This window comes from Streptomyces sp. NPDC041205 (genome assembly GCF_055591765.1).
In genome coordinates, this window is sequence record NZ_JBVIZH010000004.1 from 74,550 (window position 1) to 98,912 (window position 24,363).

Consider the following 24,363-nt stretch of genomic DNA (forward strand, 5'->3'; position numbering starts at 1 on the left):
TGTGTGCGGGCGCTTGCCCCCGGTGGAACACGGGGGGTGGCGCCATGGTCGCCGGAGGTCACAGATCCGTACGTTTCCAGAGGTCAGAGCATCCTCACGGAGACCGGAGAACTCGTCATGGCTCAGGCTGCCGCAGCCGTCGCGGAACGCCCCGGTGGCGTCAGCGCACGGCATCGCTCCGGGAGCGACTTCGCACCACTCCTGAGGGCCGTCAAAACGGAAGGGCTCCTCGACCGTCGCACCGGCTGGTACGCACGCGGCATAGTCCTGAACGCCACGGCCCTGGCGGCCGTCGGCGCGGGACTGTTCGCCATCGGCCACACCTGGTGGGTGCTGCTGCTCGCGCCGGTGCTCTCCGTCCTGTGCGCGCGCACCGCCTTCATCGGGCACGACGCCGGGCACTCCCAGATCACCGACAACCGCGCTGTGGCGCGCCTGATCGGCCTCGTCCACGGCAACCTGCTCCTCGGGATGAGCGTGAGCTGGTGGAACGACAAACACAACCGCCACCACGCCAACCCCAACCACACCGAGAAGGACCCCGATGTCGCCGCCGACATCCTGGTGTTCACGGCACGGCAGGCCGGGCCCCGGGCCGGATTCCGGCGCTGGCTCACCCGCCATCAAGCCTGGCTGTTCTTTCCCCTGACGCTGCTCCAGGGCATCGCCATGAAGGTGTACGGATTCCGTGACCTGCGCCGCCAGAGCCGACGTGAGCGAGCCGTCGAGGGCCCTCTCCTGGTCGCCCATCTCGTGGGATACGTGACGCTCCTGCTGACGGCCATGCCCGTGGGGCACGCGCTCGCCTTCGCCGCCGTCCACCAGGCCCTCTTCGGGCTGCACCTGGGAATGGCCTTCGCCCCCAACCACAAGGGCATGAAAATGCCCGACCCGGACGGAGAACGCTGGGGCCACCTGAAGCGCCAGGTCCTCACCTCACGGAACATCCGCGGCGGCGCGGTCACCGACTGGTTCCTCGGCGGGCTGAACTACCAGATCGAACACCATCTCTTCCCGAGCATGCCCCGGCCGCATCTGCGGCTCGCCCAGCCCCTTGTCCGTGCGCACTGTCATGCTGTGGGTATGTCTTACGCGGAGACCGGGCTCGTCGACTCCTATCGGCAGGTGCTTCGCCACATGCACGAGGTGGGCGAACCGCTGAGAGCACTCAGGGTCGAGTAGGGGACGCACGTCAGGGATTGGTCAGGGTCGCGGCCTGGAACTGGGTGCGGTCCGATCCCGTTTCTCAAGACAGAGAGCGGCACCTGCCGCGAAGGAGGCGACGGACATGTCGAAGAAGGCGAAGATCGCCGCAGGAGGCGTGGCGGCCGGGCTCATCCTGCTCATCTGGCTGCCCTGGTGGCTTGCGTTCCTGATCGTGGTCGGCGTCCCGGCCGCGGCCTATCTGACCCTCGATTCCGGGCAGCGGCGCAGGCTGCGTCGCGTCACCCGCAAGGAGCTGGGCCGCTGAGCCGCCAAGGCTCAGCAGCGCGTCCAGCACGGTCGGATACGGCATGAGGCGGTGCCGAACGCCTGCGTCAGGAGGGGCGCACCGCCATCTTGTCGAGCGCTTCGAGCAGCCCCGGGAGCTCCGGCCCGCGTCCGACCGGCAGCACCTCTCCCGGCTCCTCGTCGAGCAGGACGAAGGCGATGTCGTCGGTCCTCGCGACGATGGACCAGCCGGGACCGTCAGCGCGCAGCGTGCGTGCCTCACCGGAGGCGAAGGACGACCGCACCCGCCCCAGCGGCGGCGGCGTCTCCACGTACGCACGCGCCTCGGCGAGGACCCGTCGCACACCGGTCAAGGGCGCTGAGGCCGAGTCTTCGGGGCTTCCCCCTCCGGCGGGACGGGCCCCGTCGGCATCCCCGCTCGGGTCTCCGTCCACGGGGGGCTCGGCCTTCGTACCGCCGGCGCCCGCCGCGCCGTCTTCCTTAGCGGCGCTGTCCGTGGCGAAGTCCGCGTCGTCGATCTGCTCGCGCCACGCGGCCCACTGGAGGGCTATCTCGTCGGCGCCCAGACGGCGCTGGGCCGGCCCCCAGGCGTCCGACTGCGGCGGGGAGAGCGGGAGCTGGTCGGGCTGTTCGGGGTCCGGCTCGGGGTCGTGCGGCGCGGGCACGCCGGGGGCCGCGACCGCCACCGCGAGGGGCCAGCCGGGCAGCGCCGCGACCACGGTGCGCTCATCGGGCGACAGGTCGTACTCCATGCCGCAGTCCCAGGAAGCGATCGCGACGGCGACGAGCGACACATCGTCGGTGACGACGGTCCAGCGCGCACCGGCGCTGTCCTGCCCGAGCACCAGGCCGTACCCGGCGGCCAGCGGTGGAAGCCCCAGCGCGGCACAGGCTTCCGGATAGTCGTCGCCGAGCACGCTCGGGAACTTCGCGGGCGTCAGCAAGACCGCCGTCAGCACGTACAGCGCGTCGTCATCGGCGGCGACAGCGTCGTCCGTCGCGGCCATGCTGCCTCCCCGTCACCAGCCACTGCTTGCTCCGTCGGCGCACCTTAACCATTGGCTCAACGCGCCGTCGAGGGTGGATGACCAGGAAATTCGCTCGTACGCCGACGGAACGGCCACCTAAGCTGCCGGTCATGCCCAGCGCCAGAGCGCACTTCCTCTGTCTGCCGTGCCGCGCGTCCTTCAAGAAACCGGCCGACTTCGCGCGGGTGCGCCACGACGTCTGCCCGCAGTGCGGTCACCAACTGCTCGACGCGGGCACCGCCCTCGCCGTGCCCAAGCGCAGGGACACCGCCGCATGGCGAGCCCTCGCGGTCCTCCTGACCGCCGGTGTGCGCTTCCGGCCGGACTGCTGCGGCTCGGGGCCCGGCTACCGGCCCCGTACGCCCCGAGAGGTCCGCGAACGCCTCCTGCACGCCGCCGAGTCAGGGGTTCCCCTCAGCGCGGCGCTCGTGTGCCCGGACCCGACGCACACCGACGTCAGGCGGCAGGCAGGCCGAGGAGCGTACGCGCCACGGCGCGCGGCGACTCGTCGCGCTCCCGCGCGAGAGCGATGACGGCGCGGCAGGCGAGTTCGTTCACCCCGAAGGACAAGGCCTCCGGAGACACCCAGCCCGAGGCCTCGTCGACGCCCTCCTGGTCGTCCTCGGCGCACGCCGCCACATAGACGGCGGCGGCCTCGAAGAGATTGTGCGGGCGCTGCTTCTCGGCGACCGCCGCAGGTGTCGCCGGGTCCGTCGACGCGCCTCGACGCCAGCGCTTGCGGATCTTGTCGAACATTCCGACCGCCTTCCCCCATGTGGGTCACGCCGTGAAGCGCTTGAACTGCAGATCCCCAACGTAGAGTTGGAGTCCCGGCTGTAGAAGGGGGACCGTGCGGTGAAGCGTTACGAACGGCTCCGGCAGATCAGGCGTCTGGACCCGGAGAAGGACTTCCTGACGATCTACCGGCTCTCGGCGACGTACGAGTTCCCCTGGGACTTCACCCGCGCCCTCGAGCTCGCGCTCTACCGCACCTACGCCGTCCCGAGCATCGGCCGACTCCTCGCGCGGACCGCGGAACTGACGGACCGTACGCAGAAGCGGTACGACGACACGGCCCTGCTCCTCGACGCTGTCGTCGAGCACGGCTTCGACAGCGACGTGGGCCGCGCGGCCCTGCGTCGCATCAACCAGATGCACGGCAGCTACGACATCACCAACGACGACATGCGGTACGTGCTCTGCACCTTCGTGGTGACGCCCAAGAGGTGGATCGACACCTACGGATGGCGCCGGTTCTCGCGGCACGAGGCCGCCGCGTCCGCTGTGTACTACCGCACACTAGGACGGCACCTGGGCGTCCAGGGCATCCCCGGCTCCTACGAGGAGTTCGCCGTGTGCCTCGACGCCTACGAAGAGGCCCACTTCGCCTGGGACGCAGACGCGCGAACGGTCTCCGACGCGACCATCGATCTGATGGCGTCCTGGTATCCCCGCCCCCTCGCTCCCCTCCTGCGCGCGGCCACCGTCGCCCTGCTCGACGACACCCTGGTGAAGGCCTTCCGCTACGACCAGCCCCATCCCGTCACCAGGACGCTCGTCCGTGGCGCGGTGCGGCTGCGGGGCCGCGCGGTCCGCCTGCTCCCGCCGCGCACGGCCCCGCACTACGCCCGGCAGAACCGTGAGATCAAGGGTTATCCGGACGGCTACCGGGTGGACGAGCTCGGTACGCGCCCCGTGCCCGGCGTACGCGGCTGTCCGGTGAGCTTCGCGGATCCGTCGACGGCGCCGCATCCCGAGTGACCTTGGCCTGACCGCCCGCCGGCCTCAGCCGAGTGACGCCAGGGTCTTGCGGAGCCAGGTGAGTTCCGCCCGGCTCGTGGCGCGGGCGATGGTGAGGATGCCCTGCCGGAACGGATCGTCGAGCTCTTCGGCACGCAGCGGGCGGTCGCCCTCGTAGAAGAAGCTCGCCGGCTCCTGCAGGAAGTCCAGACGGCGCCGCAGCACATCGGCCTGGGCGTCGGCGTCGTCGAGGTGGCGCAGGAACGCCAACAGCGTGAACCAGCGGTTCTCGTCCGTGATGTCCGCCCGCGCGGGCTCCGTGAGACGGCGACGCAGCTCGCTCTTGCCGGCGTCGGTGAGGCTCAGGACGTGGCGCGGCGCGGCGACGGCGCCGGGCTGGGTCTCACGGGCCAGCAGCCCGGCCTTCTCCAGGCGCTTGATAGCCGGGTAGAGCGTGCTCTCCGCGACCGGGCGCACGTGCCCGGTGAGGGCCGTGATGCGTTTGCGCAACTCGTAGCCGTGCAGCGCGTGGTCGTAGAGGAATCCGAGGATGGCGAGTTCCAGCATGCCCGTATTGTGCCGCATTCACGGTGTACATCGAGCCCGTAATACTACGAGGACGATGTATAGTCTCCGGAGTGTTGAGGCAATGGGACGTCAGGGCGAGGGCAGGGGGATGAACGTGGCCATGTGTGACGCGCGGTTCGACAAGCGAGGAAGCCGGATCCGGTGGACGGAGTCCGAAGGCACGGGACCGGCGCGCGTGTACGTCCACGGCCTCGGCGCGGCCTCGGCCGCCTACCACGCGCATATCGCCGCACGGCCCGAACTCGCCGGGCGCAGATCGCTGTTCCTGGACCTGCCGGGCCACGGTCTCAGCGACCGACCCGCCGACTTCGGCTACACACTGGAGGATCACGCGGATGCCGTGGCCGCCGCATTGGACGGGGCCGCGGTGGGCGGGGCGGAGCTCATCGCGCACAGCATGGGCGGCTCCGTCGCCATCGTGCTCGCGCATCGGCGGCCGGACCTTGTGTCACGCCTGGTCCTCACAGAGGCCAACCTCGACCCGGCACCTGCCCGGACGGCGGGCAGCAGCCGAATCGCTGCCTACGAAGAGGAGCAGTTCGTGAAGGAAGGACACGCCCGTGTGCTGGAGCAGGCGGGGCCCGTGTGGGCTGCGACCATGCGGCTCGCCGACCCGCGCGCACTGCACCGCAGCGCGACGGGACTTGTCCGGGGCACCGACCCCACCATGCGCGTGATGCTGATGGGGCTCTCCGTAGAGCGCGTTTATCTGCAGGGCGCGCTGAGCGGCGAACTCGAGGGCCACGAGGAACTGGTGGCGTCCGGGGTGCGGGTCGTCACTGTGCCGGGCGCCGGGCACAACGTCATGCTGGACAGCGCGACGGCCTTCGCTGCAGCTGTCGCCGACCGGCTCTGATCCGCTGGCGCAGCGGCTTGTGGGTGACGCCAGACGCTGGGACCAGGCGTCACCGGCCGTCGTCAGCCTTCGCGTACGGCCAGCGCGAGGAACTGGGCGTCTTCGTCGACGTACGACTTCATGTGCCAGCCCGAACCGGACAGGAGCGGCCGGAGGTTGGGCTCCGCGCGGAGATCGTCCGGCGTGATCTGACGTCCCTGCCGGGCCGCGAGCGCCGCCCGGCCGATGGGGTGGAACAGGGCGAGCAGCCCGCCGGGGCGCACCACGCGAGCCAGTTCCCGGAGGTTCGCGGTCGGCTCGGACAGATGAGAGATCAGACCCGCGCCGAACACGGCGTCCAGGGAATGGGTACGCACCGGCAGCCGCGCCACGTCGGCGAGCAGCAGCTGTCCGTGGGCATCCCTGCCCGCCCGCACGGCGGCTTCCAGCATCGCCGGGGTGAGATCCGCCCCGAGGACGGCGCCGGCGGGCCCCACGGCGTCCCTGAGGGCGGGCAGGGCACGCGCGGTGCCGCAGCCCGCGTCCAGGACACGGTCGCCCGGCCGCAGGCCGAGCTCGGCCACCGCCGCGCGGTACGCCGGACCGTCGTCCGGGAAGCGGCTGTCCCAGTCGGCGGCGCGTGCGGTGAAGAACTCCTGGACGTGCGTGTGGTCGTCGGTCATACGAATCATGATCCCGCACGTGCATGCGTTCGTGTGGGGTGCGATCGTTCAGGGACAGCAGGTGTCGCATCACGGCAGCATTCGAAACTTCGGCGGCAGCTTTCGAACTGCGCCCCCGTCGTGCGCCCCCGGCGGGTCTAGCGTCCTTGGGCCATGGGACACCTGGACCACGCCACGTTCGGCTGGCTGACCCCCGTGCTGTCGTACGCGATGGCCTGCGTCGGTGCGGCGCTCGGACTGCAGTGCACCGTGCGAGCGCTGGGCACCACGGGACGTTCGCGCCGCAACTGGCTCATCACCGCCGCCTCCGCGATCGGCACCGGCATCTGGACGATGCACTTCGTCGCGATGCTCGGATTCGGCGTGAGCGGCACAGAGATCCGCTACGACGTGCCGCTCACGCTGCTGAGCCTGCTCGTCGCGATGATCGTCGTGGGCGCGGGAGTCTTCGCCGTCGGCTACGGCCGTGAGCGCGGCCGCGCCCTCGCGCTCGGAGGGCTCACCACCGGCCTCGGGGTCGCGAGCATGCACTACCTGGGCATGGCGGCGCTGCGGCTGCACGGTGACGTGCGGTACGACCCGATGCTGGTCGCGCTGTCCGTCGTCATCGCCGTGATCGCGGCGACGGCCGCGCTGTGGGCTGCCCTGAACATCACGTCACCCCTCGCGGTGGCCGGAGCGTCGCTCGTCATGGGCGGGGCGGTGAGCAGCATGCATTACACCGGAATGCTGGCCGTCAGTGTCCGCGTCACGCCCTCGGGTGCGGAGCTGCCCGGGGCGACGACGATGCAGTTCATCTTTCCGCTCGCCGTCGGCCTCGGCTCCTACCTGTTCCTGACCTCGGCGTTCGTCGCACTGTCCCCGACCGCCGGTGAGCGGGCGGCCACCGTGTCGGCCCAGCGGCCCGTCGAGAGCGCCACTCCGTAGCACACGCGGACCGGCCACGGCCGGGAGGCACACGTCGCGCACCCTGCCGAGCGAGGAGGCCATGGAGACACCCCGGACCACCCCCGAAACCGGCTCGCCACACCCGAGTGCGGCACATGCTCGAGGCCGCCGTGCCCACGCGGGCCCGCCCGCCCACGAGAACCGCGCCACGGAGGAACCCCGTACGGACGGGCGGCCGGTCACCTCGCCGCCCACGGCACGTTGGCGACTGCGCCCGCGGACCGTCCGGGCCAAGGTCGTCTGCCTCCTCATGGTGCCGGTCGTCTCCCTGCTCGCCCTGTGGGCGTTCGCGACGGTCAGTACCGCCCAGGACGTCGCAGGCCTGCGGCGGACGCAGCATGTGGACTCCGTGGTACGCGCGCCCGTCGTCGCGGCCGTCACCGCGCTCCAAGCCGAACGCACCGACGCCGTGCGGTACGCGACGAAGCCCGCCGCCGACCGCGCAGCCGCCCTCAAGCGGCAAGCCGCGCGCACCGACCGGGCAGTGGCGACGCTGCGCCTCGGCAAGGGCAACACCGTGGCCGACGGCGCGGGCCTTCCCACACCGGTGGGGGACCGGCTCGCAGAGTTCGTCACGGGAGCCGAGAGGCTGCGTACCGTGCGCACGTCCGTGCTCGACCGTCGCACCGGATGGGACGACACGTACGGGCAGTACACCCAGGCCATCACCGCCGCCTTCAAAGTCAATGGCGCGCTCTCCGCCCTCCAGAGCGGCGAATCGGGCTCCCACGCGCGCGTACTGCTCGAATTCTCACGGGCGGGCGAGATGCTGGCCCGCGAGGACGTGCTGCTGGCGAGCGCCCGGCTCACGGGTACCTTCGACGGCGAGCGACTGCGCAGGTTCACCGGCGCCGCCGACACCCGGCAGACACTCATCGAGACGGCGGCGACCGACCTGCGCGGCCCTGAACGCGCCGCGTGGCAGCGACTCGTGGCAGGGACCGCGTACGCCGACGTGAGGGCCACCGAGGACAAGGTGCTCCTCGCCGAGCCCGGGGAGCAGGCCCTCGCGGCGGTCCCGACCGGCACCTGGGACTCCGCCCACGCGACCGTGCTGGACAGGCAGCGAGCCATCGCCGACCGAGCGGCACAGGATGCAGCCGACCGTGCTGCCCCCTTGACCCGGGGTGTGTTCACCGCGGCCGGGGCCGCGGTGTTCCTCGGGCTCGTCGCCGTGGTGGCCTCCCTGGTCATCTCCGTACGCATCGGCCGCGGCCTCGTCGTCGAACTGGTAGGGCTCCGTAACCGCGCCCTGGAGATCGCCCGCCGCCAACTGCCGCACGCCATACGGAAGCTCAGGGCGGGGGACGAAATCGACATACACGTAGAGGCGCCGCAAGGCCCCCCGGCCGAGGACGAGACGGGGCAAGTCGCCGAAGCGCTCGGCACGGTGCACCGCGCCGCTCTGCGCGCCGCCGTCGAGCGGGCCGAACTCGCGAGCGGCATCTCCGGAGTGTTCGTCAACCTCGCCCGCCGCAGCCAGGTCCTGGTCCACCGGCAGCTCAGCCTGCTCGACACCATGGAACGCAGGGCCGACGACCCGAACGAACTCAGTGACCTGTTCCGCCTCGACCACCTGACCACCCGCATGCGACGGCACGCTGAGAGCTTGATCATCCTCTCCGGAGCCGCGCCCGGCCGGGCCTGGCGGATGCCGGTCCCGCTCACGAACGTGGTCCGCGCGGCCCTCTCCGAAGTCGAGGACTACGCGCGCGTGGAGGTACGCCAACTGCCCGCCGCCGAGGTCGTGGGCGGCGCTGTCGCCGACCTCACCCACCTCCTCGCCGAACTCGTGGAGAACGCAGCGCAGTTCTCACCACCCCACACCAAGGTCCGCGTCAGCGGTGAACCTGTGGGCAACGGATACGCCCTGGAGATCGAGGACCGCGGACTGGGCATGGGCACGGAGGTCCTGGCCGAAGCCAACCGCCGTGTCACGCAGTCCGAGGCGCTGGACCTCTTCGACAGCGACCAACTGGGCCTCTTCGTGGTGAGCAGGCTCGCCGCCCGGCACAGCATCAAAGTGCACCTGCGGACCTCGCCGTACGGCGGCACCACAGCCGTGGTCCTGCTGCCGACCGCACTGCTGCACAGTGGCACTGCCGAGCCCCCCACGGAGCGTACGACGGATCGTCACGAGCACGAAGAGACGCGTGAGACCGAGGCCGCCGAGTACGCGGGGGTGGGCGGGTCGGCGTCCCACAACGCCCATCTGACCGCCACGTCCGGACGCCCCGCCCTCGCCCCGACGGCGGAACCCGGCCGCCCCGCTCCGCCGCCCCCTGGCGTCACCGCGCTCCACCTGCGCAAGCAACCGGAAGGCGCGCCGCCCGGGACCGCGGAAGTCGGCGCCCCGGACGCCTCGGACGAACTCCCACGCCGGGTGCGCCAGGCGAGCCTCGCCCCACAACTGCGCCACGCCCCGCCCACGGCCGCACCCGGGGCCGCCGACGCCCGGCGCGACAACGAGCGCAGCCCCGAACACGTACGGGACCGCATCTCCGCCTACCGGGACGGCTGGGCCCGTGGCGGCGGACGGCTGCCCGGCGTCATCGGAGCCGTGCCGGACCCGGACGGGGCCCACACAAGCACTGACCGCAGCGAAGGAGAGCCCACATGATCCGGGATTCGAGTCTCACCGCCGGACGGTCCGGTGAGCTGGACTGGCTGCTGGACGACCTGGTGCTGCGCGTCGGAGATGTGCGGCACGCCGTGGTGCTGTCCAACGACGGGCTCGCGGTCGGCGCCTCCACGGCGCTCACGCGCGAGGACGCCGAGCATCTGGCCGCCGTCGCCTCGGGGTTCCACAGCCTCGCCAAGGGCGCGGGCCGGCACTTCGGAGCCGGGGGCGTGCGCCAGACGATGGTCGAGATGGACGAAGCGTTTCTGTTCGTGGCCGCCGCGGGCGACGGGTCGTGCCTCGCCGTGCTCAGCACGGTCACGGCGGACATCGGTCTGGTCGCGTACGAGATGGCACGCATGGTCAAGCGCGTCGGCGAGCACCTGGACACCCCGGCGCGCTTCTCCGGCCGCGAGCCGGGCTCCGGGTGACCGAGGCGGGCGGCAGCATGACCGACGACAGGAGCGGTGCCGAGTACCGGCACGGGAGCCAGTGGTACGACGTCGAGGCCGGGCCCCTGGTCCGTCCGTACGCCATGACCGGGGGACGGACCCGGCCGGGACCCAGCGGTGTGCGCTTCGACCTGATCGCCCTCGTCACCCTCACCGAATCCGGAACCGCCGCGACCGGGCCGGGCGGCGACGGGGCACTGGGCCCGGAGCATCGCGTGCTCATCGGACTGTGCCGCGTCGAGACCCAGTCCGTCGCGGAGCTCGCCGCCGGTGCCGACCTGCCCGTGGGCGTCGTCCGGGTGCTGCTCGGCGACCTCATGGAGGGCGGCCACGTCGTCGTGCACCGGCCCGTTCCGCCTGCCCAGCTACCCGACGAGAAGATCCTGCGAGAGGTGATCGATGGGCTCCGAGCGCTCTGACGCCACAGGCGGCGACACCACGGTGACCGGCGGGACCACCGGTCCCGAAGGAACCGCCGAGAGCACCGCCATGGCGTTGAAGATCCTGGTCGCCGGAGGCTTCGGCGTGGGCAAGACCACCCTGGTCGGCGCCGTCAGCGAGATCCGGCCCCTGCGTACCGAGGAACTCCTCAGCGAGGCGGGCCAGTCGGTCGACGACACCGAAGGTGTGGACCGCAAGGTCACGACGACGGTCGCGATGGACTTCGGCCGCATCACGATCAGAGCCGGCCTTTCCCTGTATCTCTTCGGGACGCCGGGGCAGGACCGTTTCTGGTTCTTGTGGGACGAGCTGTCACAGGGAGCGCTCGGTGCCGTCGTCCTCGCGGACACCCGTCGGCTCGAGGACTGCTTCCCCGCCGTGGACTACTTCGAGCACCGGCAGATTCCGTTCGTCGTGGCGGTCAACTGCTTCTCGGACGCACGGACGTACGGCGCGCACGACGTCTCACGTGCCCTGGACCTCGACCGTGGGACTCCTGTGGTGCTGTGCGACGCACGTGACCGTGATTCGGGGAAGGAGGTGTTGATCCGACTGGTCGAGTACGCCGGGCGGAGGCATACCGCCCGGCTGCTCGACTCCATCGGGTGAGTTGTCCGTGGTGCGACGGTCAGTCGGAGACCGCGTCGAACGCCAGCACCTTGTCGATCCTGACCCGGACCAGCAGTTCACCGGGTACGCCGTTGCGCTTGCCGAACTCCTCGGCCCGGTCCTCGCCCATGTACCGGCCGCCGAGACGGGTCGCCCAGTGACGCACCTGCTCGATGTCCTCGATCAGTTCGGCGCGGCCCTGCAGGAGGACGAAGGCGAACGGAGGCTGATCGTCGTCCACACACAGCGCCACGCGCCCGTCGCGCGCCAGATTGCGCCCCTTGACAGTGTCCTTGCCGGTGTTGAACACCAGGTCGTCCCCGTCGAGGAGGAACCAGATCGGTGCGATGTGCGGGCTGCCGTTCGCACGAACGGTCGACAGCTTCGCGGTGCGGGTGCCGTGCGAGACGAAGGCCCGCCACTGTTCATCGGTCATCTTCTGTGCCATGTCCCCATCATGCTTGCCGGGACGCCGGAGGTGGGGAAGGCTGGCAGAGCAGATCCTCCAGCCAGGGGGAGCGACGCAGGGGGAGAAGGGATCATGGCCCAGAACACGGGGCTCGGCTGGCTGCTCGACGACTTGACCAAGCGAGTGGAGCACGTACGGCACGCACTGGTGCTGTCCAACGACGGCCTGGTGACCGGGGCGAGTTCGGACCTTGAACGGGAGGACGCCGAACATCTGGCGGCGGTGTCGTCCGGGCTGCACAGCTTGGCGAAGGGGTCCGGGCGCCATTTCCGCGCGGGCAACGTACGCCAGACAATGATCGAGTTCGACGACGCCGTCCTGTTCGTGACGGCGGCGGGCGACGGAAGTTGTCTGTGCGTGCTCAGCTCCGCGCAGGCCGACATCGGCCAAGTCGCGTACGAGATGACGCTGCTGGTGAACCGCGTCGGCGAACACCTCGGCGTGGGCGCCCGGCATCCGGGAAAGACGCCCGTTGTAGACCTCTGACCTGGGGAAACGGGCGCTCAGGCAGAGTTATCCACAGGTCGAGCGGGACATGGGGCGGCCAGGCTACGGTTTTTCCACGAGCAATGACCACGCACGGGGGAGAACCGCCATGAAGGGCGACACGCAGACTATTGCCCATCTTGTAGCCGCAGCTCGACCGGGGCCCGCATTCGGGCCTGGCGGCGCGGCCGATCAAGTCAGGTCGGCCACGGCGTCGGCCAGGCCCAGCCCTTCGGGTCCTTCAAGCCACCCGCCGACCTCACGGGCCGGGGCGGCGCCGACCGTCGCGCGCAGCAGTGCCGCGCGAGAACTGGGTCTGAAACGCGGCGAGTTCGACTTGGCCGTGATGCTGGGCCGGATTCGTACCGTCGCGGATCCGGCCGGAGGACGCCGTCGTGTCCGGCGAGAGGAGATCGACCGCGTGCGCGCGGCGCCAGGCTTTCCGGAGTCCCTGCGGCAACGTGTCAAAACCGTGGGGACTGCGGAGGGCGCGGCCCTCTTGGACATCACGTCGGCCCGGTTCACACGTCTCGCTCGCGCGGGTGTGCTGACGCCGGTGAAGTGGTACGTGAATCGCTACCGGGCGGTTGTCTGGCTGTATCTCGAGGAAGAGCTACGCCAGTTCACCGCCTCCGCGGCCAGCACGACCCTGCTCACCGGGCGTGCGCCGGAAGGGCTGCGCACCCGGCTGGAAGGAGGCGCCGACCTGCGGGCGCGCACCTGGCGGAGCAGGTACGCGGGGTTCCTGTTGCGTCAGTCGGAGGACCCGTGGGAGCGCGCCGCCGCCGGTGCGTCGCTCCTCGACCCGGTGCAACTCGCGGAGGTGGTCAGGGACCCCTACGAACGCGCCTACCTCAACCGACTCAAGCCCGAGCCGCTGACGCAAGCGGCACCTGAATCACCCACGACACGGATCGTCGAGCGGATCGTGACCGCCGATGACCCGAACGAGATCAGCTGGCTGCGGGCCAACGTGATCCTCACCTTGGAGGAGGCCAGGCGGCTGCGCCCCGCACCCCGGCCGGGCCGCCCTCCCATCTCCGCCTCACCCCGCCCCCATCCGGCGCTCGACCCGGTGCCCTGGCCGACCGCGCCCACCACCGGGGCGGTTCCCCGCCAGCGGGCGCACGAGACAGAGCCGCCGGAGGGCCGTATGCCGGAGCCGGACAGGGACGGGCGACGCGAAGAGCCGAGAGGGCTCCTCAAGTGGCTGCGCCGCAGGCGGACCTAGCCGACGCGGGCGGATCCAGCCGACCCGAGGGGACCTGACCACCGGGTGGTCCCGACCAGCGCGCGGACCTTCCGAGCGGACGGACCTGGCTAGACCGTCGCGTCGAGATCCTTGGCGTAGTGCTCGATGGCGGGGCCGTACAGGGCGATGCCCTGATCCCGGCTCGTCGCCGCGAGCAACTGCAGCAGGATCCCCATCGCGTCGTGGGCGTGGCCCGTGTTGTACAGCGCCATGGCCAGGAACGTCTTGAGGGCTCCGTCGTCGGGGAACTCCTCGGACGCGTGGCTGAGCGCGGCGACGGCCTCCTCGTACCGGCCGAGGACCCGGTAGGTGCTGCCGAGACCCAGGAGCGCGCCGCGGCGGTCGCTCTCCGACAGACCGGGCCGCTGGATCGCGCGCAGGTAGTACGGCAGGGCCTCGGCTTCGAGGCCGAGGGTGTCGTGCACCCACGCGGTCTGGTACGCCACCTCGGGGTCGTCCGGGAAGCGCTCGCTGAGGGGTACCAGGAGAGCGCGCGCCTCCTCGCGGTGGCCGGTCTCGCGAAGCCGTACGGCCTTGGCGAGTACCTCGTTGCGACTGCCGTCGGATTCCGGACAGGCGTTCGTGCTGGTGCTCATCGTCTCGCTCTCGTCCGGTCTGTGGCTGTCGTTCATGCCGGTTGTCCCTTGCGATGGATGCGGTGGCTCAGGCGTCCGGAGTGGGCGTGCCCATGTGCCGGGGGGTGTGCGGACGGAAGAGCCCCTCCTGGACGACCGAGACGAGAAGCCGGCCCTCGGTGTCGTAGATACGGCCCCGGGCGAGACCGCGGCCGCCGGTCGCGATCGGGGACTCCTGGTCGTAGAGGAACCACTCGTCGGCGCGGAAGGGCCGGTGGAACCACATGGCGTGGTCGAGCGAGGCCATGTCGAAGCCGCGCGGGCCCCACAGCGGCTCCACCGGGATGCGGACGGCGTCGAGCAGGGTCATGTCGCTGGCGTAGGTGAGCGCGCAGGTGTGCACCAGCGGATCGTCGCCGAGCGGGCCGACGGCGCGCATCCACACGGCGCTGCGCGGCTCGGCGTCCTTGATCTCCTCGGCGGTCCACCGCAGCCGGTCCACGTAGCGGATGTCGAAGGGCTGCCGCCGGGCCATCCGCTCCAACTGCTCCGGGAGCGTGCCCAGATGCTCCTTGATCTCCTCGACGACCGTCGGCAGTGACTCCGGGGCGGGCGCCTCGACGCGGGGCGGCAGCTGGTGTTCGAAGGCGCCCTGTTCGGGCTGATGGAAGGAGGCGGTGAGATTGAAGATCGTACGACCCTGCTGGATCGCCGTGACGCGGCGTGTGGTGAACGAGCGACCGTCGCGCACCCGCTCCACCTGGTACACGATCGGCACACCCGGGCGGCCGGGACGCAGGAAGTACGCGTGCAGCGAGTGCACCGGCCGGTCGCCCTCGGTGGTGCGGCCAGCCGCGACCAGCGCCTGCCCTGCGACCTGCCCGCCGAAGACACGCTGGAGGGACTCCTGCGGGCTGCGGCCGCGGAAGATGTTGACCTCGATCTGTTCCAGGTCAAGCAGATCGACCAGGCGGTCGGCGGGATTGTTCATGACGGCTCTTCGACTCCTGTCCGGGGGCTGGGGGCGCTCAGAGCTGGCCGACGTCCGTGACGCGGACGACGGCACGGCCCTCCTCGTCGGAGGCCGCGAGGTCGACCTCCGCGCTGATGCCCCAGTCATGGTCGCCGTTCGGGTCGGCGAACGTCTGGCGGACGCGCCACAGACCGTGTTCCGGATCCTCCTCGATGCGCAGCAGCTTGGGTCCGCGCGCGTCGGGGCCGGTGCCGAGGTCCTCGTACTCGTCCCAGTACTTGTCCATGGCCGCGCCCCAGGTGTCCGCGTCCCAGCCGGACTCGGCGTCCAGCTCGCCCAGCTCCTCCACGTGGTCGAGGGCGGCGAGTTCGACGCGGCGGAACAGGGCGTTGCGGACCAGGACGCGGAAGGCGCGGGCGTTGGCCGTGACCGGTTTGACCTGGTCGGCCTTCTCCTGGGCCTCCTCGGCCGTCATCACCTCGGGGTTGGCCAGCTGCTCCCACTCGTCCAGGAGGCTGGAGTCGACCTGGCGGACCATCTCGCCGAGCCAGGCGATCAGATCTTCCAGGTCCTCGGACTTCAGGTCGTCCGGGATGGTGTGCTCCAGGGCCTTGTACGCGCCCGCGAGGTAGCGCAGGACGATGCCCTCGGTGCGGGCGAGTTCGTAGAAGGAGGTGAACTCGGTGAAGGAAAGCGCCCGCTCGTACATGTCCCGGATCACGGACTTCGGGGACAGCGGGTGGTCGCCGACCCACGGGTGGCTGGTGCGGTACGTGTTGTAGGCGTGGAAGAGGAGCTCCTCCAGTGGCTTCGGGTACGTGATGTCCTGAAGGCGCTCCATCCGGTCCTCGTACTCGACGCCGTCGGCCTTCATCAGCGCGACGGCCTCACCGCGCGCCTTGTTCTGCTGGGCGGCGAGGATCTGACGGGGGTCGTCGAGGGTGGACTCCACGACGGAGACCATGTCGAGGGCGTAGGAGGGCGACTCGGGGTCGAGGAGTTCGAACGCGGCGAGGGCGAAGGTCGACAGCGGCTGGTTGAGCGCGAAGTCCTGCTGGAGGTCGACTGTCAGGCGCACGATGCGGCCGGTGGCGTCCGGCTCGTCGAGCTTCTCGACGACACCGCCGTCCAGCAAGGAGCGGTAGATGGCGATCGCGCGGCGGATGTGGCGCAGCTGCTGCTTGCGCGGCTCGTGGTTGTCCTCAAGGAGGTGGCGCATCGCCTCGAAGGCGTTGCCGGGCCGAGCGATCACCGAGAGCAGCATGGTGTGGGTGACGCGGAAACGCGAGGTGAGGGGCTCGGGCTCGGAGGCGATGAGCTTCTCGAAGGTGCCTTCGGTCCAGCCCACGAAACCCTCGGGAGCCTTCTTGCGCACCACCTTCCGGCGCTTCTTCGCGTCGTCGCCGGCCTTGGCGAGCGCCTTCTCGTTCTCGATGACGTGCTCGGGGGCCTGCGCGACGACGAAGCCAGCCGTGTCGAAGCCCGCGCGCCCGGCGCGCCCGGCGATCTGGTGGAACTCCCGCGCGCGCAGAGTCCGGACGCGACTGCCGTCGTACTTGGTGAGAGCCGTGAACAGCACCGTGCGGATCGGCACGTTCACGCCGACGCCGAGGGTGTCCGTGCCGCAGATGACCTTCAGGAGGCCCGCCTGGGCGAGCTTCTCCACGAGACGGCGGTACTTCGGCAGCATGCCCGCGTGGTGCACGCCGATCCCGTGCCGCACATAGCGCGAGAGGTTGCGGCCGAACTTGGTGGTGAAGCGGAAGTTGCCGATCAGCTCGGCGATCTGGTCCTTCTCGGCCCGCGTGCACATGTTGATGCTCATCAGCGACTGCGCCCGCTCCACGGCCTGCGCCTGAGTGAAGTGCACGATGTAGACCGGTGCCTGCTTGGTCTCGAGCAGTTCGGTCAGCGTCTCGGTGATGGGGGTGAGGCGGTACTCGTACGAGAGGGGGACGGGGCGGGTCGCGGAGCGGACCACCGACGTGGGGCGGCCGGTGCGGCGGGTGAGGTCCTTCTCGAACATCGAGACGTCGCCGAGCGTCGCCGACATCAGGATGAACTGCGCCTGCGGCAGTTCGAGCAGCGGGATCTGCCAGGCCCAGCCGCGATCCGGTTCCGCGTAGAAGTGGAACTCGTCCATCACGACCTGGCCGATGTCGGCGTTCTTGCCGTCGCGCAGCGCGATGGAGGCGAGGACCTCGGCGGTGCAGCAGATCACCGGGGCGTCGGCGTTCACGGAGGCGTCGCCGGTCAGCATGCCGACGTTCTCGGTGCCGAACAGCTTGCACAGGTCGAAGAACTTCTCCGACACCAGCGCCTTGATCGGAGCGGTGTAGAAGGTGACCTTGTCCTGGGCGAGCGCGGTGAAGTGCGCACCGGCCGCGACCAGGCTCTTGCCGGAGCCGGTGGGTGTCGACAAGATCACATTTGCCCCGGAGACCACCTCGATCAGCGCCTCCTCCTGGGCCGGGTAGAGAGTGATCCCCTGGTCCTCGGCCCACGACGAGAAGGCTTCGAAGAGGGCATCGGGGTCGGCATCCGGCGGCAGCTGATCAATAAGGGTCACACCCCCATCTTGCCTCCCTTCCCGCCCGATGAGGGAACCGGACGGCCGTACGAAGATCACGAACGCTACGCTGTCTCGCCAACAGGGCGTCAGAACAACAGGAATGGGGCGGGGAGCAGCGATGATGGGACCGGCACACTCACTGTCGGGGGCGGCGGCCTGGCTGGGCGTCGGCGCCGCCGCGGCGGCCGCGGGGCACTCGATGCCCTGGCCGGTCCTCGTCGTGGGAGCCCTGATCTGCGCCGGGGCCGCGCTCGCGCCCGACCTCGACCACAAGTCGGCGACCATCTCGCGTGCCTTCGGACCGGTCTCGCGCGGCCTGTGCGAGATCGTCGACAAGCTCTCCTACGCCGTGTACCGGTCGACCCGGAAGCCGGGCGACCCGCGTCGCTCCGGGGGCCACCGGACGCTCACGCACACCTGGGTCTGGGCGGTGCTGATCGGCGCGGGCTCGTCGGTGCTCGCGGTGACGGGCGGGCGCTGGGCGGTGCTCGCGCTCCTCTTCGTGCACATGGTGCTCGCCATCGAAGGCCTGCTGTGGCGGGCCGCGCGCGGGTCGAGCAGCGATGTGCTGGTGTGGCTCCTCGCCGCGGCCAGCGCGTGGATCATGGCGGGGGTGCTGGACAAGCCGGGCAACGGTTCGGACTGGCTGTTCACGGCGCCGGGCCAGGAGTATCTGTGGTTGGGTCTGCCGGTCGTGCTCGGTGCGCTGGTGCACGACATCGGGGACGCGCTGACCGTCTCCGGCTGCCCGATCCTGTGGCCCATCCCGATCGGCCGCAAGCGCTGGTACCCGATCGGGCCGCCGCGGATGATGCGGTTCCGCGCCGGGAGCTGGATCGAGCTGAAGGTGCTGATGCCAGTGTTCATGCTGCTCGGGGGAGTGGGCGGCGCGGTCGCGCTCAACTTCATCTGAGGCGCCGACGCAGATGAAGCCGATTACTCGGCGGACGCAGGAGCGCCACAGTGCGCATGAGTGCCCGGGCGGTGCCACTGCCCGGGCAGTGGCACCGCCCGCGAAGCGGATGGCGTGGCTGCTCAGCTGTCCGATCTGCGCAGGAGGTGTTCCCGTGCGGCTGGATCCCGTGGCCCGTCGCGCGCCAACAGGCGTGTGGCGACCGCTGAGCGGTGCGCCTCGTCCACGTTGCCTCCGAATTTGAACTTGCCGGTGACCTCTCTGATGGTCAGCCGCAGCGCACGGATCTCCCGGAGACGATGCTCGTGCACGGACGGATCTGCGATGCCGCTCTCCGGCTCCAGCTCCTGGATCTGCTTCCGCAGGACATCGAGCTTGTCCTCCGGGGTCTCCAGTACCTCGGCCGTGCATCGCAGTTGCACAGCCGCGTAATACACCGTTGGAATTCCCTGCGCGGGATTCTCGTTGTTGATCGCCTTCCAGGCGCCTGGAATGTAGGTCCAGTCGCCGACGACGCTCAGCAGAGCGGCAGGATTTTCGAGTACTGCGGGGAAGACGGGATTCCCTGACGCCAGGTGCAGCAATACCGTCTCGCTGTTGGCCAGTAAAAATTGTGCGGGTACCGCGACGGGGAAATCGCGGTTGCGTCCTGCGGCGATGAGTTGTCCGAATCCGTGACTTCGCACGAATTCCAGTGACTCCTCGCGACTGCCGCGATCATGAGGTCGTATCAGCATGGGGTTACGGACGCACCTCTTCTGGTTCTGCGTTGGGTTCCGCGGCTGCGGCTCCCTGTCGCGTTCGGGTTCGCGTGCCCCAGCGTTCGAGCGGTGGGCCGAAGGCGCCCGCGGCGGCGAAGAACGCACCGAGGAGCAGCCAGCCGGCGGTGCCCAGTCCGAGCACGACCGTGGTGAGGACGGCGGGGGCGAGCGCCTGGCCCGCGCTGAAGCCAAGCCCGAGAAGCCCTTGGTACTGGCCTTGGGCATGGTCTGGTGCCAGACCGAAACCAAGGGCGAAGCCAGCCGAGGACTCCCATATCTCCCCGAGGCTGTGGACGAAGATCGCTGCGACCGCTAGGCCGACGGCGGCCCACACGGGGGCGTACGCGGTCAGGGCCATCATCGGGCAGCTGAGGAGGAAGAGCAGTCCTGCCGTGCGGAACGCTCTGCCGCCATCGCGAGGGGTTTCGATTCGGGATCCGATTCTGGTCTGCAAGAGGACGCAGACCGCGGAATTGAACGCGGATACCGCCGCCACGGTCCAGCGCGGTGCGTCTGTGTGCTCCGAGATCCAGATCGGAAGAATCAGGGACACCACTGTGTATTGCAGACCCATCGCCCCATGGAGCGCTGTGAAGGTGACGTAGGGGCGGTCGGCGAGAGCGATCCAGCGACGTTCCCGTGGCGGTGATGCCAATGCCTTGTAGCGGGGAAGCAGGAAGAGGAGGAGGGCGCACAAGGTGAAGCTGGCCGCGTTGCCGAGGATCAGCACGATGTAGGCAGCACGAGTATTCACTGTCACCGCGAATCCGGCACCGACCGTTCCCAGGACGACGCCCAGATTGACGTACGTACGGAGCTTCGCCCGGAAAAGCGCGGGGCGGTCGGTACCGACCCGGACGACCAGGGCACCCCAGGCCGCGCCGCCGACGGCCGCGGCAAGCTGGTCAACGGTGGCGATGACCGCGAGGGCGCCCCAGCTCTCGACGAGCACGAGAGCGGACATGGCCACGGCCTGGACCATCAGAGCGAGCATCATGATCGTGCGCGGCCCACGTCGATCGGCCAGGTGGCCTCCGGGTATCCCCGCGAGGAGGCCGATCAGGCCGGCGACAGTGAGGGCGGCACCCACCTGCACCGCCGGTAGATCCACGATCAGCGTGAAGTAGAGCGCCGCCACCGTGTTGAAGAGCCCGTTGCCGACGCGGTTCACGAAGCTGGCCAGGATCAGTACGCGCTCTGACCTGTTGCTCCCCGCCATGTGAGCTATTCGGCCGGACGATCCCCCCATGATCATGAGCGCAGGCTAGCAGCGGTCGTCCACACCGTCACTGGTGCGCAGTTGCCAGCCGTTCACGAGACCGCCTCCGTGTCCTTCACCTTCATCGACAACGCGCTGACGTGTACCTGGAGTCATGTCTTGACCAGCGCCGGCGGGGATCCGGTGTCGTGCCCTGAAGGTGGGGAGGGCTCCGGCTCCGGCGGCGGTTCGGGGGTCCCGGTGCGGAGGACTCGGTTGACGCGGGCGGTGTCCAGCACGCCTTCCCAGCGGGCCACCAGGAGGGTGGCGACGCTGTTGCCTGCGAGGTTGGTCAGGGCGCGGCACTCGGACATGAACTTGTCGATGCCGAAGATCAGCATGATGCCGGCCGCGGGTACGGTGCCGACGCTGGAGAGCGTGGCGGCCAGGGCGATGAACCCGGCGCCGGTGACGCCGCCCGAGCCCTTGGAGGTGAGGATCATGACGGCAAGCAGGCCGAGTTGCTGCCCGAGGGACAGCGGGGTGTCCGTGGCCTGGGCGATGTAGACGGCCGCCAGGGAGAGGTAGATGGAGCTGCCGTCGAGGTTGAAGGAGTAGCCCGTCGGGACCGTCAGGCCGACGATGTCACGGCGTACGCCAAGGCCCGTGAGCTTGGTCATCAGACGGGGCAGCACGCTCTCGGAGGAGGATGTGCCGAGGACGATGAGGAACTCCTCGCGCAGGTAGTGCAGCAGCCGGAAGATGCTGATCCGCAGGAGTGCCAGGGCGCCGCCGAGGACCACGACGACGAAGAAGAGCGAGGTGCCGTAGAACAGGCCGATGAGGCGGCCGAGGCTGGTCAGGGTGGAGATGCCGTACTTGCCGATGGTGAACGCCATCGCCCCGAAGGCGCCGACGGGCGCCGCCAGCATGACGTAGTGCAGGATCTTGAACACGACGGTGCTCAGCCGGTTGATCCCCTCGACGATCGGGGCTCCGGTCGGTCCCACGGCCTTCAGCGCGATGCCGAACAGCACCGAGAAGAAGATGACCTGCAGGATGTTGCCCTCAGCGAAGGCGCCCACGGCGCTGGAGGGCACCACGTCGGTCAGGAAGTGCCACCAGCTCTGGCCCTCGCCGTCCTTGACGTACTGGGCGGCGTCCCCGGCGAGGCGCAGTTCGCCGGGGTCGGCGTGGACTCCCGCGCCGGGCCGGAACACGTTCACGGCGATCAAGCCGAGAGCCAGCGCCACCAGCGTGCCCACCTGGAAGCAGGCCAGGGACTTGAGCCCGACCCTGCCGACGCGGCGCAGGCTGTCGACACCGCCGATCCCGCCGACGATGGTCAGGAAGACGATCGGCGCGATGAGCATCTTGATGGCGGACACGAACGTGGTGCCCACCGGCTCCAGGCCCACACCGGCCTCCGGCCAGAGCCAGCCCGTCAGGATGCCGAAGACGATCGCGGTCAGGACCCAGAAGTAGAGCTGTCGGTACCAAGGTTTGGGCGGCGGGCGATCAAGGGCGGGGGAGGGGCCGGGGGACGTGGGCGCTGCCATGGTGGTTCTCCTCGTCTCTCCTCGTCGAGCAACGTGGAAGCTGAACGCGGCCGGTACGCCGGAGCGGTGAGCGCGGGGTGGCGCGGTACGAGCGGTGCGGTGCGAGCGGTGCGGACGGTCAGAGCAGGTCGAGGAGCTTGGCGGTGAACTCGGCGGTCGTCGCGCCGCCCCCGAGGTCCGGCGTGCGGACATCCGTCTTGGCCAGCACCGCGGCGATCGCGTCCGTGACGTCCTTGGCCGCCTCGGGGTGCCCGAGGTGGTCGAGCATCATGGCGGCCGACCAGATCGCGCCGAGCGGGTTGGCGATGCCCCGGCCCGCGATGTCAGGTGCGGAGCCGTGGACCGGCTCGAACATCGAGGGGAAGTCGCGCTCGGGGTTGAGGTTGGCGGCCGGGGCGATGCCGATGGATCCCGCGACGGCGGCGGCGAGGTCGCTGAGGATGTCACCGAACAGGTTCGAAGCGACGACCACGTCGAAGCGGGCCGGGTCGAGGACGAACTTCGCCGCCAGCGCGTCGATGTGCTCCTGGTCCCAGGAGACCCCCGAGTGCGCGGCGGCCCGTTCGGCGACGAGTTCGTCCCAGAACGGCATGGTGTGCACGATGCCGTTGGACTTGGTGGCCGAGGTCAGCGTGCTGCCGCGCCGCGCGGCCAGGTCGAAGGCGAAATCGAGGACCCGGGTCACCCCGGCACGCGTGAAGACCGCTTCCTGGACGGCCAGTTCCTCGGGGGTCCCCCGGTTCAGCCGGCCGCCGATCTCGCTGTACTCGCCCTCCACGTTCTCGCGTACGACAACGAACTCCACGCCACCGTCGACGCCACCGGAGGCGGCGGCACGCAGAGGGCTCTCGACCCCCTCGAAGACGCGGATCGGCCGCAGATTGACGTACTGGCGGAAGCCACGCCGGATCGGGATGAGCAGTCCCCACAGGGAGACATGGTCGGGCACGCCCGGGTAGCCCACGGCACCGAGCAGGATCGCGTCCTTGTCGCGGAGCTGATCCAGGCCGTCGGCGGGCATCATCGCGCCCTCGCGGAGGTATCGCTCGCAGGACCAGTCGTACGTGGCGTACGAGAAGTCGATGCCGTGGCGGGCGCCGACGGCGTCCAGCACCTGCTGGGCGGGCGGCAGGACTTCGGCGCCGATGCCGTCGCCGGGGACGAGTGCGATGTGGTGGCGGGTCACGGGGTGGTGGCGGGTCATGCGCCGATTGCAGCAATCAGGCCGGTGGACCGTCCAAGTCGCTCTGCCGATCTGGCATATAAGGCCGGGTTATCAGCGGCCCACGTGCAGGTTTCCCTGCTCTTTGACGGCCTCCAGTGCGTACGCGACGAAGGTGCGGGCAGCCGGGGACAGCCCTGTGCGGCGGCTCACCAGGGCGATCCGCAGCGTCGTCTTCGGCTCGATGTCCATGACCAGCGCCCCGGCCCGCTCGGCCATGGTGCGCCAGGACTCGGTGACGACGGCGAGCCCGACCCCGGCGAGGACCAGGGGGAGGATCGCCACCCGGTGCTCGGTCTCCGCCGCGACGGTGATGTCGATGCCGCGTTCGCGCAGGCCGTCGACGTACGCGCGCATGCCCGTGCCCGGCTGCCCGACGATCAGCCGCTGCCCGGCCAGGTCCTCGCAGGCGATCGCCCGACCGGCAGGAAACGGCCCGTCGGGCGGCGTGACCAGGACGAAGCGCTGTTCCCCGGCGGCATGGGACACCACTTCCTTGTCGGGAAGCGGCCCCGACGTGGCGAGGAGGCCCAGCTCGGCGGCGCCGGTGCGCACCATGTCGACGACGTCGCGGGAGGTGAAGGCGGCCCGCACACTCACCGACACGCCGGGGTAAGGGTCGCTGAACGCGCGGACCATCGTGGTCAGCGGCTCGACCGCCTGGGAGGGCATGGCGGCGATGTCCAGTCGGCCCGCGCGCAGCTCGTGCACGGCCGCGACGCTGGCGCGGGCCGTCTCCAGGCCGCGCACGGCGGCGCGGGCCGGTTCGATCAACGCCGTCCCGGCTTCGGTGAGCACCGCGCGGCGGCCGATCCGGTGGAACAGGCTGCCGCCCAGGTCCCGCTCCAGCGCCTGCACGGCCTGGGAGAGCGCGGGCTGTGAGACGTACAGGGCGTTCGCCGCCCGGTTGAACCCTCCCTGGTCGACGATCGCGAGGAAGTACTCCAACTGCCGGATGTCCATGACGGCCATCCTGCCTGCGGCTCG

The 24,363-nt window shown here is 70.2% G+C and carries 25 protein-coding genes; 12 read left to right on the plus strand and 13 right to left on the minus strand.

The features are described 5' to 3' along the window. The first annotated feature begins 117 nt into the window (after window positions 1-117). Both ACZ6BG_RS20195 and ACZ6BG_RS20200 read left to right on the plus strand, forming a co-directional pair. Entirely contained in the window at window positions 118-1,182 is a 1,065-nt protein-coding gene (locus ACZ6BG_RS20195; protein ID WP_469003185.1) for a fatty acid desaturase family protein, read from the plus strand. 106 nt (window positions 1,183-1,288) lie between these two features. Further along, window positions 1,289-1,471: a hypothetical protein gene (locus tag ACZ6BG_RS20200; RefSeq protein WP_030359293.1), complete on the plus strand. Its 183-nt coding sequence runs from the start codon at window positions 1,289-1,291 to the stop codon at window positions 1,469-1,471. Window positions 1,472-1,538: 67 nt separating this feature from the next. On the opposite strand, the gene ACZ6BG_RS20205 is transcribed toward ACZ6BG_RS20200, so the two are convergent. Both ACZ6BG_RS20205 and ACZ6BG_RS20210 read right to left on the minus strand, forming a co-directional pair. Further along, window positions 1,539-2,459 carry a hypothetical protein gene (locus tag ACZ6BG_RS20205; protein WP_469003188.1) on the minus strand — a complete coding sequence of 307 codons (921 nt, stop codon included), beginning with the start codon at window positions 2,457-2,459 and terminating at the stop codon, window positions 1,539-1,541. A gap of 477 nt (window positions 2,460-2,936) precedes the next feature. Beyond that, window positions 2,937-3,236 carry a hypothetical protein gene (locus ACZ6BG_RS20210; protein ID WP_469003190.1) on the minus strand — a complete coding sequence of 100 codons (300 nt, stop codon included), beginning with the start codon at window positions 3,234-3,236 and terminating at the stop codon, window positions 2,937-2,939. Window positions 3,237-3,335: 99 nt separating this feature from the next. Between ACZ6BG_RS20210 and ACZ6BG_RS20215 the strand changes: the two genes are divergently transcribed. Further along, window positions 3,336-4,241: an oxygenase MpaB family protein gene (locus ACZ6BG_RS20215; RefSeq protein WP_469003192.1), complete on the plus strand. Its 906-nt coding sequence runs from the start codon at window positions 3,336-3,338 to the stop codon at window positions 4,239-4,241. 24 nt (window positions 4,242-4,265) lie between these two features. On the opposite strand, the gene ACZ6BG_RS20220 is transcribed toward ACZ6BG_RS20215, so the two are convergent. Further along, window positions 4,266-4,787, minus strand: coding sequence for a PadR family transcriptional regulator (locus ACZ6BG_RS20220; protein ID WP_469003195.1), 522 nt, complete (start codon window positions 4,785-4,787; stop codon window positions 4,266-4,268). A gap of 121 nt (window positions 4,788-4,908) precedes the next feature. Between ACZ6BG_RS20220 and ACZ6BG_RS20225 the strand changes: the two genes are divergently transcribed. After that, complete coding sequence (locus ACZ6BG_RS20225) at window positions 4,909-5,664, plus strand: alpha/beta fold hydrolase (protein WP_469004106.1); 756 nt, start codon at window positions 4,909-4,911, stop codon at window positions 5,662-5,664. 62 nt (window positions 5,665-5,726) lie between these two features. On the opposite strand, the gene ACZ6BG_RS20230 is transcribed toward ACZ6BG_RS20225, so the two are convergent. Continuing rightward, window positions 5,727-6,326, minus strand: a complete 600-nt coding sequence (locus tag ACZ6BG_RS20230; protein WP_469003197.1) for a class I SAM-dependent methyltransferase — start codon at window positions 6,324-6,326, stop codon at window positions 5,727-5,729. 153 nt (window positions 6,327-6,479) lie between these two features. Here ACZ6BG_RS20230 and ACZ6BG_RS20235 point away from each other — a divergent pair, with 153 nt between their 5' ends. The 5 genes from ACZ6BG_RS20235 (at window position 6,480) to ACZ6BG_RS20255 (ending at window position 11,396) form a co-directional block, all read left to right on the plus strand. Further along, on the plus strand, window positions 6,480-7,253 hold the full coding sequence (locus ACZ6BG_RS20235) for an MHYT domain-containing protein (protein WP_469003200.1): 774 nt from the start codon (window positions 6,480-6,482) through the stop codon (window positions 7,251-7,253). A gap of 61 nt (window positions 7,254-7,314) precedes the next feature. Further along, the gene (locus tag ACZ6BG_RS20240) at window positions 7,315-9,894 is read left to right on the plus strand and encodes a sensor histidine kinase (RefSeq protein WP_469003203.1); all 2,580 of its coding nucleotides are present in this window, start codon (window positions 7,315-7,317) and stop codon (window positions 9,892-9,894) included. Continuing rightward, window positions 9,891-10,325: a roadblock/LC7 domain-containing protein gene (locus ACZ6BG_RS20245; RefSeq protein WP_468455689.1), complete on the plus strand. Its 435-nt coding sequence runs from the start codon at window positions 9,891-9,893 to the stop codon at window positions 10,323-10,325. Before ACZ6BG_RS20240 ends, ACZ6BG_RS20245 begins: the two co-directional genes overlap by 4 nt. Window positions 10,326-10,342: 17 nt before the next feature. Next, complete coding sequence (locus tag ACZ6BG_RS20250) at window positions 10,343-10,765, plus strand: DUF742 domain-containing protein (RefSeq protein WP_469003206.1); 423 nt, start codon at window positions 10,343-10,345, stop codon at window positions 10,763-10,765. After that, window positions 10,746-11,396, plus strand: a complete 651-nt coding sequence (locus ACZ6BG_RS20255; RefSeq protein WP_469003209.1) for a GTP-binding protein — start codon at window positions 10,746-10,748, stop codon at window positions 11,394-11,396. Before ACZ6BG_RS20250 ends, ACZ6BG_RS20255 begins: the two co-directional genes overlap by 20 nt. 19 nt (window positions 11,397-11,415) lie before the next feature. On the opposite strand, the gene ACZ6BG_RS20260 is transcribed toward ACZ6BG_RS20255, so the two are convergent. Continuing rightward, the gene (locus ACZ6BG_RS20260; RefSeq protein WP_469003213.1) at window positions 11,416-11,844 is read right to left on the minus strand and encodes a PPOX class F420-dependent oxidoreductase; all 429 of its coding nucleotides are present in this window, start codon (window positions 11,842-11,844) and stop codon (window positions 11,416-11,418) included. Between the two features lie 93 nt (window positions 11,845-11,937). Between ACZ6BG_RS20260 and ACZ6BG_RS20265 the strand changes: the two genes are divergently transcribed. Both ACZ6BG_RS20265 and ACZ6BG_RS20270 read left to right on the plus strand, forming a co-directional pair. Continuing rightward, window positions 11,938-12,351, plus strand: a complete 414-nt coding sequence (locus tag ACZ6BG_RS20265) for a roadblock/LC7 domain-containing protein (RefSeq protein ID WP_469003216.1) — start codon at window positions 11,938-11,940, stop codon at window positions 12,349-12,351. Window positions 12,352-12,697: 346 nt separating this feature from the next. After that, window positions 12,698-13,582, plus strand: a complete 885-nt coding sequence (locus ACZ6BG_RS20270; RefSeq protein WP_469004108.1) for a DUF6397 family protein — start codon at window positions 12,698-12,700, stop codon at window positions 13,580-13,582. Window positions 13,583-13,671: 89 nt separating this feature from the next. On the opposite strand, the gene ACZ6BG_RS20275 is transcribed toward ACZ6BG_RS20270, so the two are convergent. The 3 genes from ACZ6BG_RS20275 to ACZ6BG_RS20285 all read right to left on the minus strand — a co-directional run bounded on the left by ACZ6BG_RS20275 (window position 13,672) and on the right by ACZ6BG_RS20285 (window position 17,780). After that, window positions 13,672-14,199 carry a tetratricopeptide repeat protein gene (locus ACZ6BG_RS20275; RefSeq protein WP_469004111.1) on the minus strand — a complete coding sequence of 176 codons (528 nt, stop codon included), beginning with the start codon at window positions 14,197-14,199 and terminating at the stop codon, window positions 13,672-13,674. Window positions 14,200-14,266: 67 nt separating this feature from the next. Next, window positions 14,267-15,169 (minus strand): acyl-CoA thioesterase, encoded by a 903-nt coding sequence (locus ACZ6BG_RS20280; RefSeq protein ID WP_469003218.1) that lies wholly within the window; start codon window positions 15,167-15,169, stop codon window positions 14,267-14,269. A 37-nt stretch (window positions 15,170-15,206) separates the two neighbouring features. Next, window positions 15,207-17,780, minus strand: coding sequence for a DEAD/DEAH box helicase (locus tag ACZ6BG_RS20285; protein WP_469003220.1), 2,574 nt, complete (start codon window positions 17,778-17,780; stop codon window positions 15,207-15,209). Between the two features lie 61 nt (window positions 17,781-17,841). Here ACZ6BG_RS20285 and ACZ6BG_RS20290 point away from each other — a divergent pair, with 61 nt between their 5' ends. Then, window positions 17,842-18,636 (plus strand): metal-dependent hydrolase, encoded by a 795-nt coding sequence (locus ACZ6BG_RS20290; RefSeq protein ID WP_469003222.1) that lies wholly within the window; start codon window positions 17,842-17,844, stop codon window positions 18,634-18,636. A gap of 122 nt (window positions 18,637-18,758) precedes the next feature. On the opposite strand, the gene ACZ6BG_RS20295 is transcribed toward ACZ6BG_RS20290, so the two are convergent. From ACZ6BG_RS20295 to ACZ6BG_RS20315, 5 genes are all read right to left on the minus strand, one after another. Next, window positions 18,759-19,373 (minus strand): FMN-binding negative transcriptional regulator, encoded by a 615-nt coding sequence (locus tag ACZ6BG_RS20295; RefSeq protein WP_469003224.1) that lies wholly within the window; start codon window positions 19,371-19,373, stop codon window positions 18,759-18,761. 4 nt (window positions 19,374-19,377) lie between these two features. Next, entirely contained in the window at window positions 19,378-20,616 is a 1,239-nt protein-coding gene (locus ACZ6BG_RS20300) for an MFS transporter (RefSeq protein WP_469003226.1), read from the minus strand. 152 nt (window positions 20,617-20,768) lie between these two features. Beyond that, entirely contained in the window at window positions 20,769-22,154 is a 1,386-nt protein-coding gene (gene dctA / locus ACZ6BG_RS20305) for a C4-dicarboxylate transporter DctA (protein ID WP_469003228.1), read from the minus strand. A 118-nt stretch (window positions 22,155-22,272) separates the two neighbouring features. After that, complete coding sequence (locus ACZ6BG_RS20310) at window positions 22,273-23,358, minus strand: tartrate dehydrogenase (protein ID WP_469003231.1); 1,086 nt, start codon at window positions 23,356-23,358, stop codon at window positions 22,273-22,275. A gap of 72 nt (window positions 23,359-23,430) precedes the next feature. After that, window positions 23,431-24,339, minus strand: coding sequence for a LysR family transcriptional regulator (locus tag ACZ6BG_RS20315; RefSeq protein WP_469003233.1), 909 nt, complete (start codon window positions 24,337-24,339; stop codon window positions 23,431-23,433). Between the last annotated feature and the right edge of the window lie 24 nt (window positions 24,340-24,363).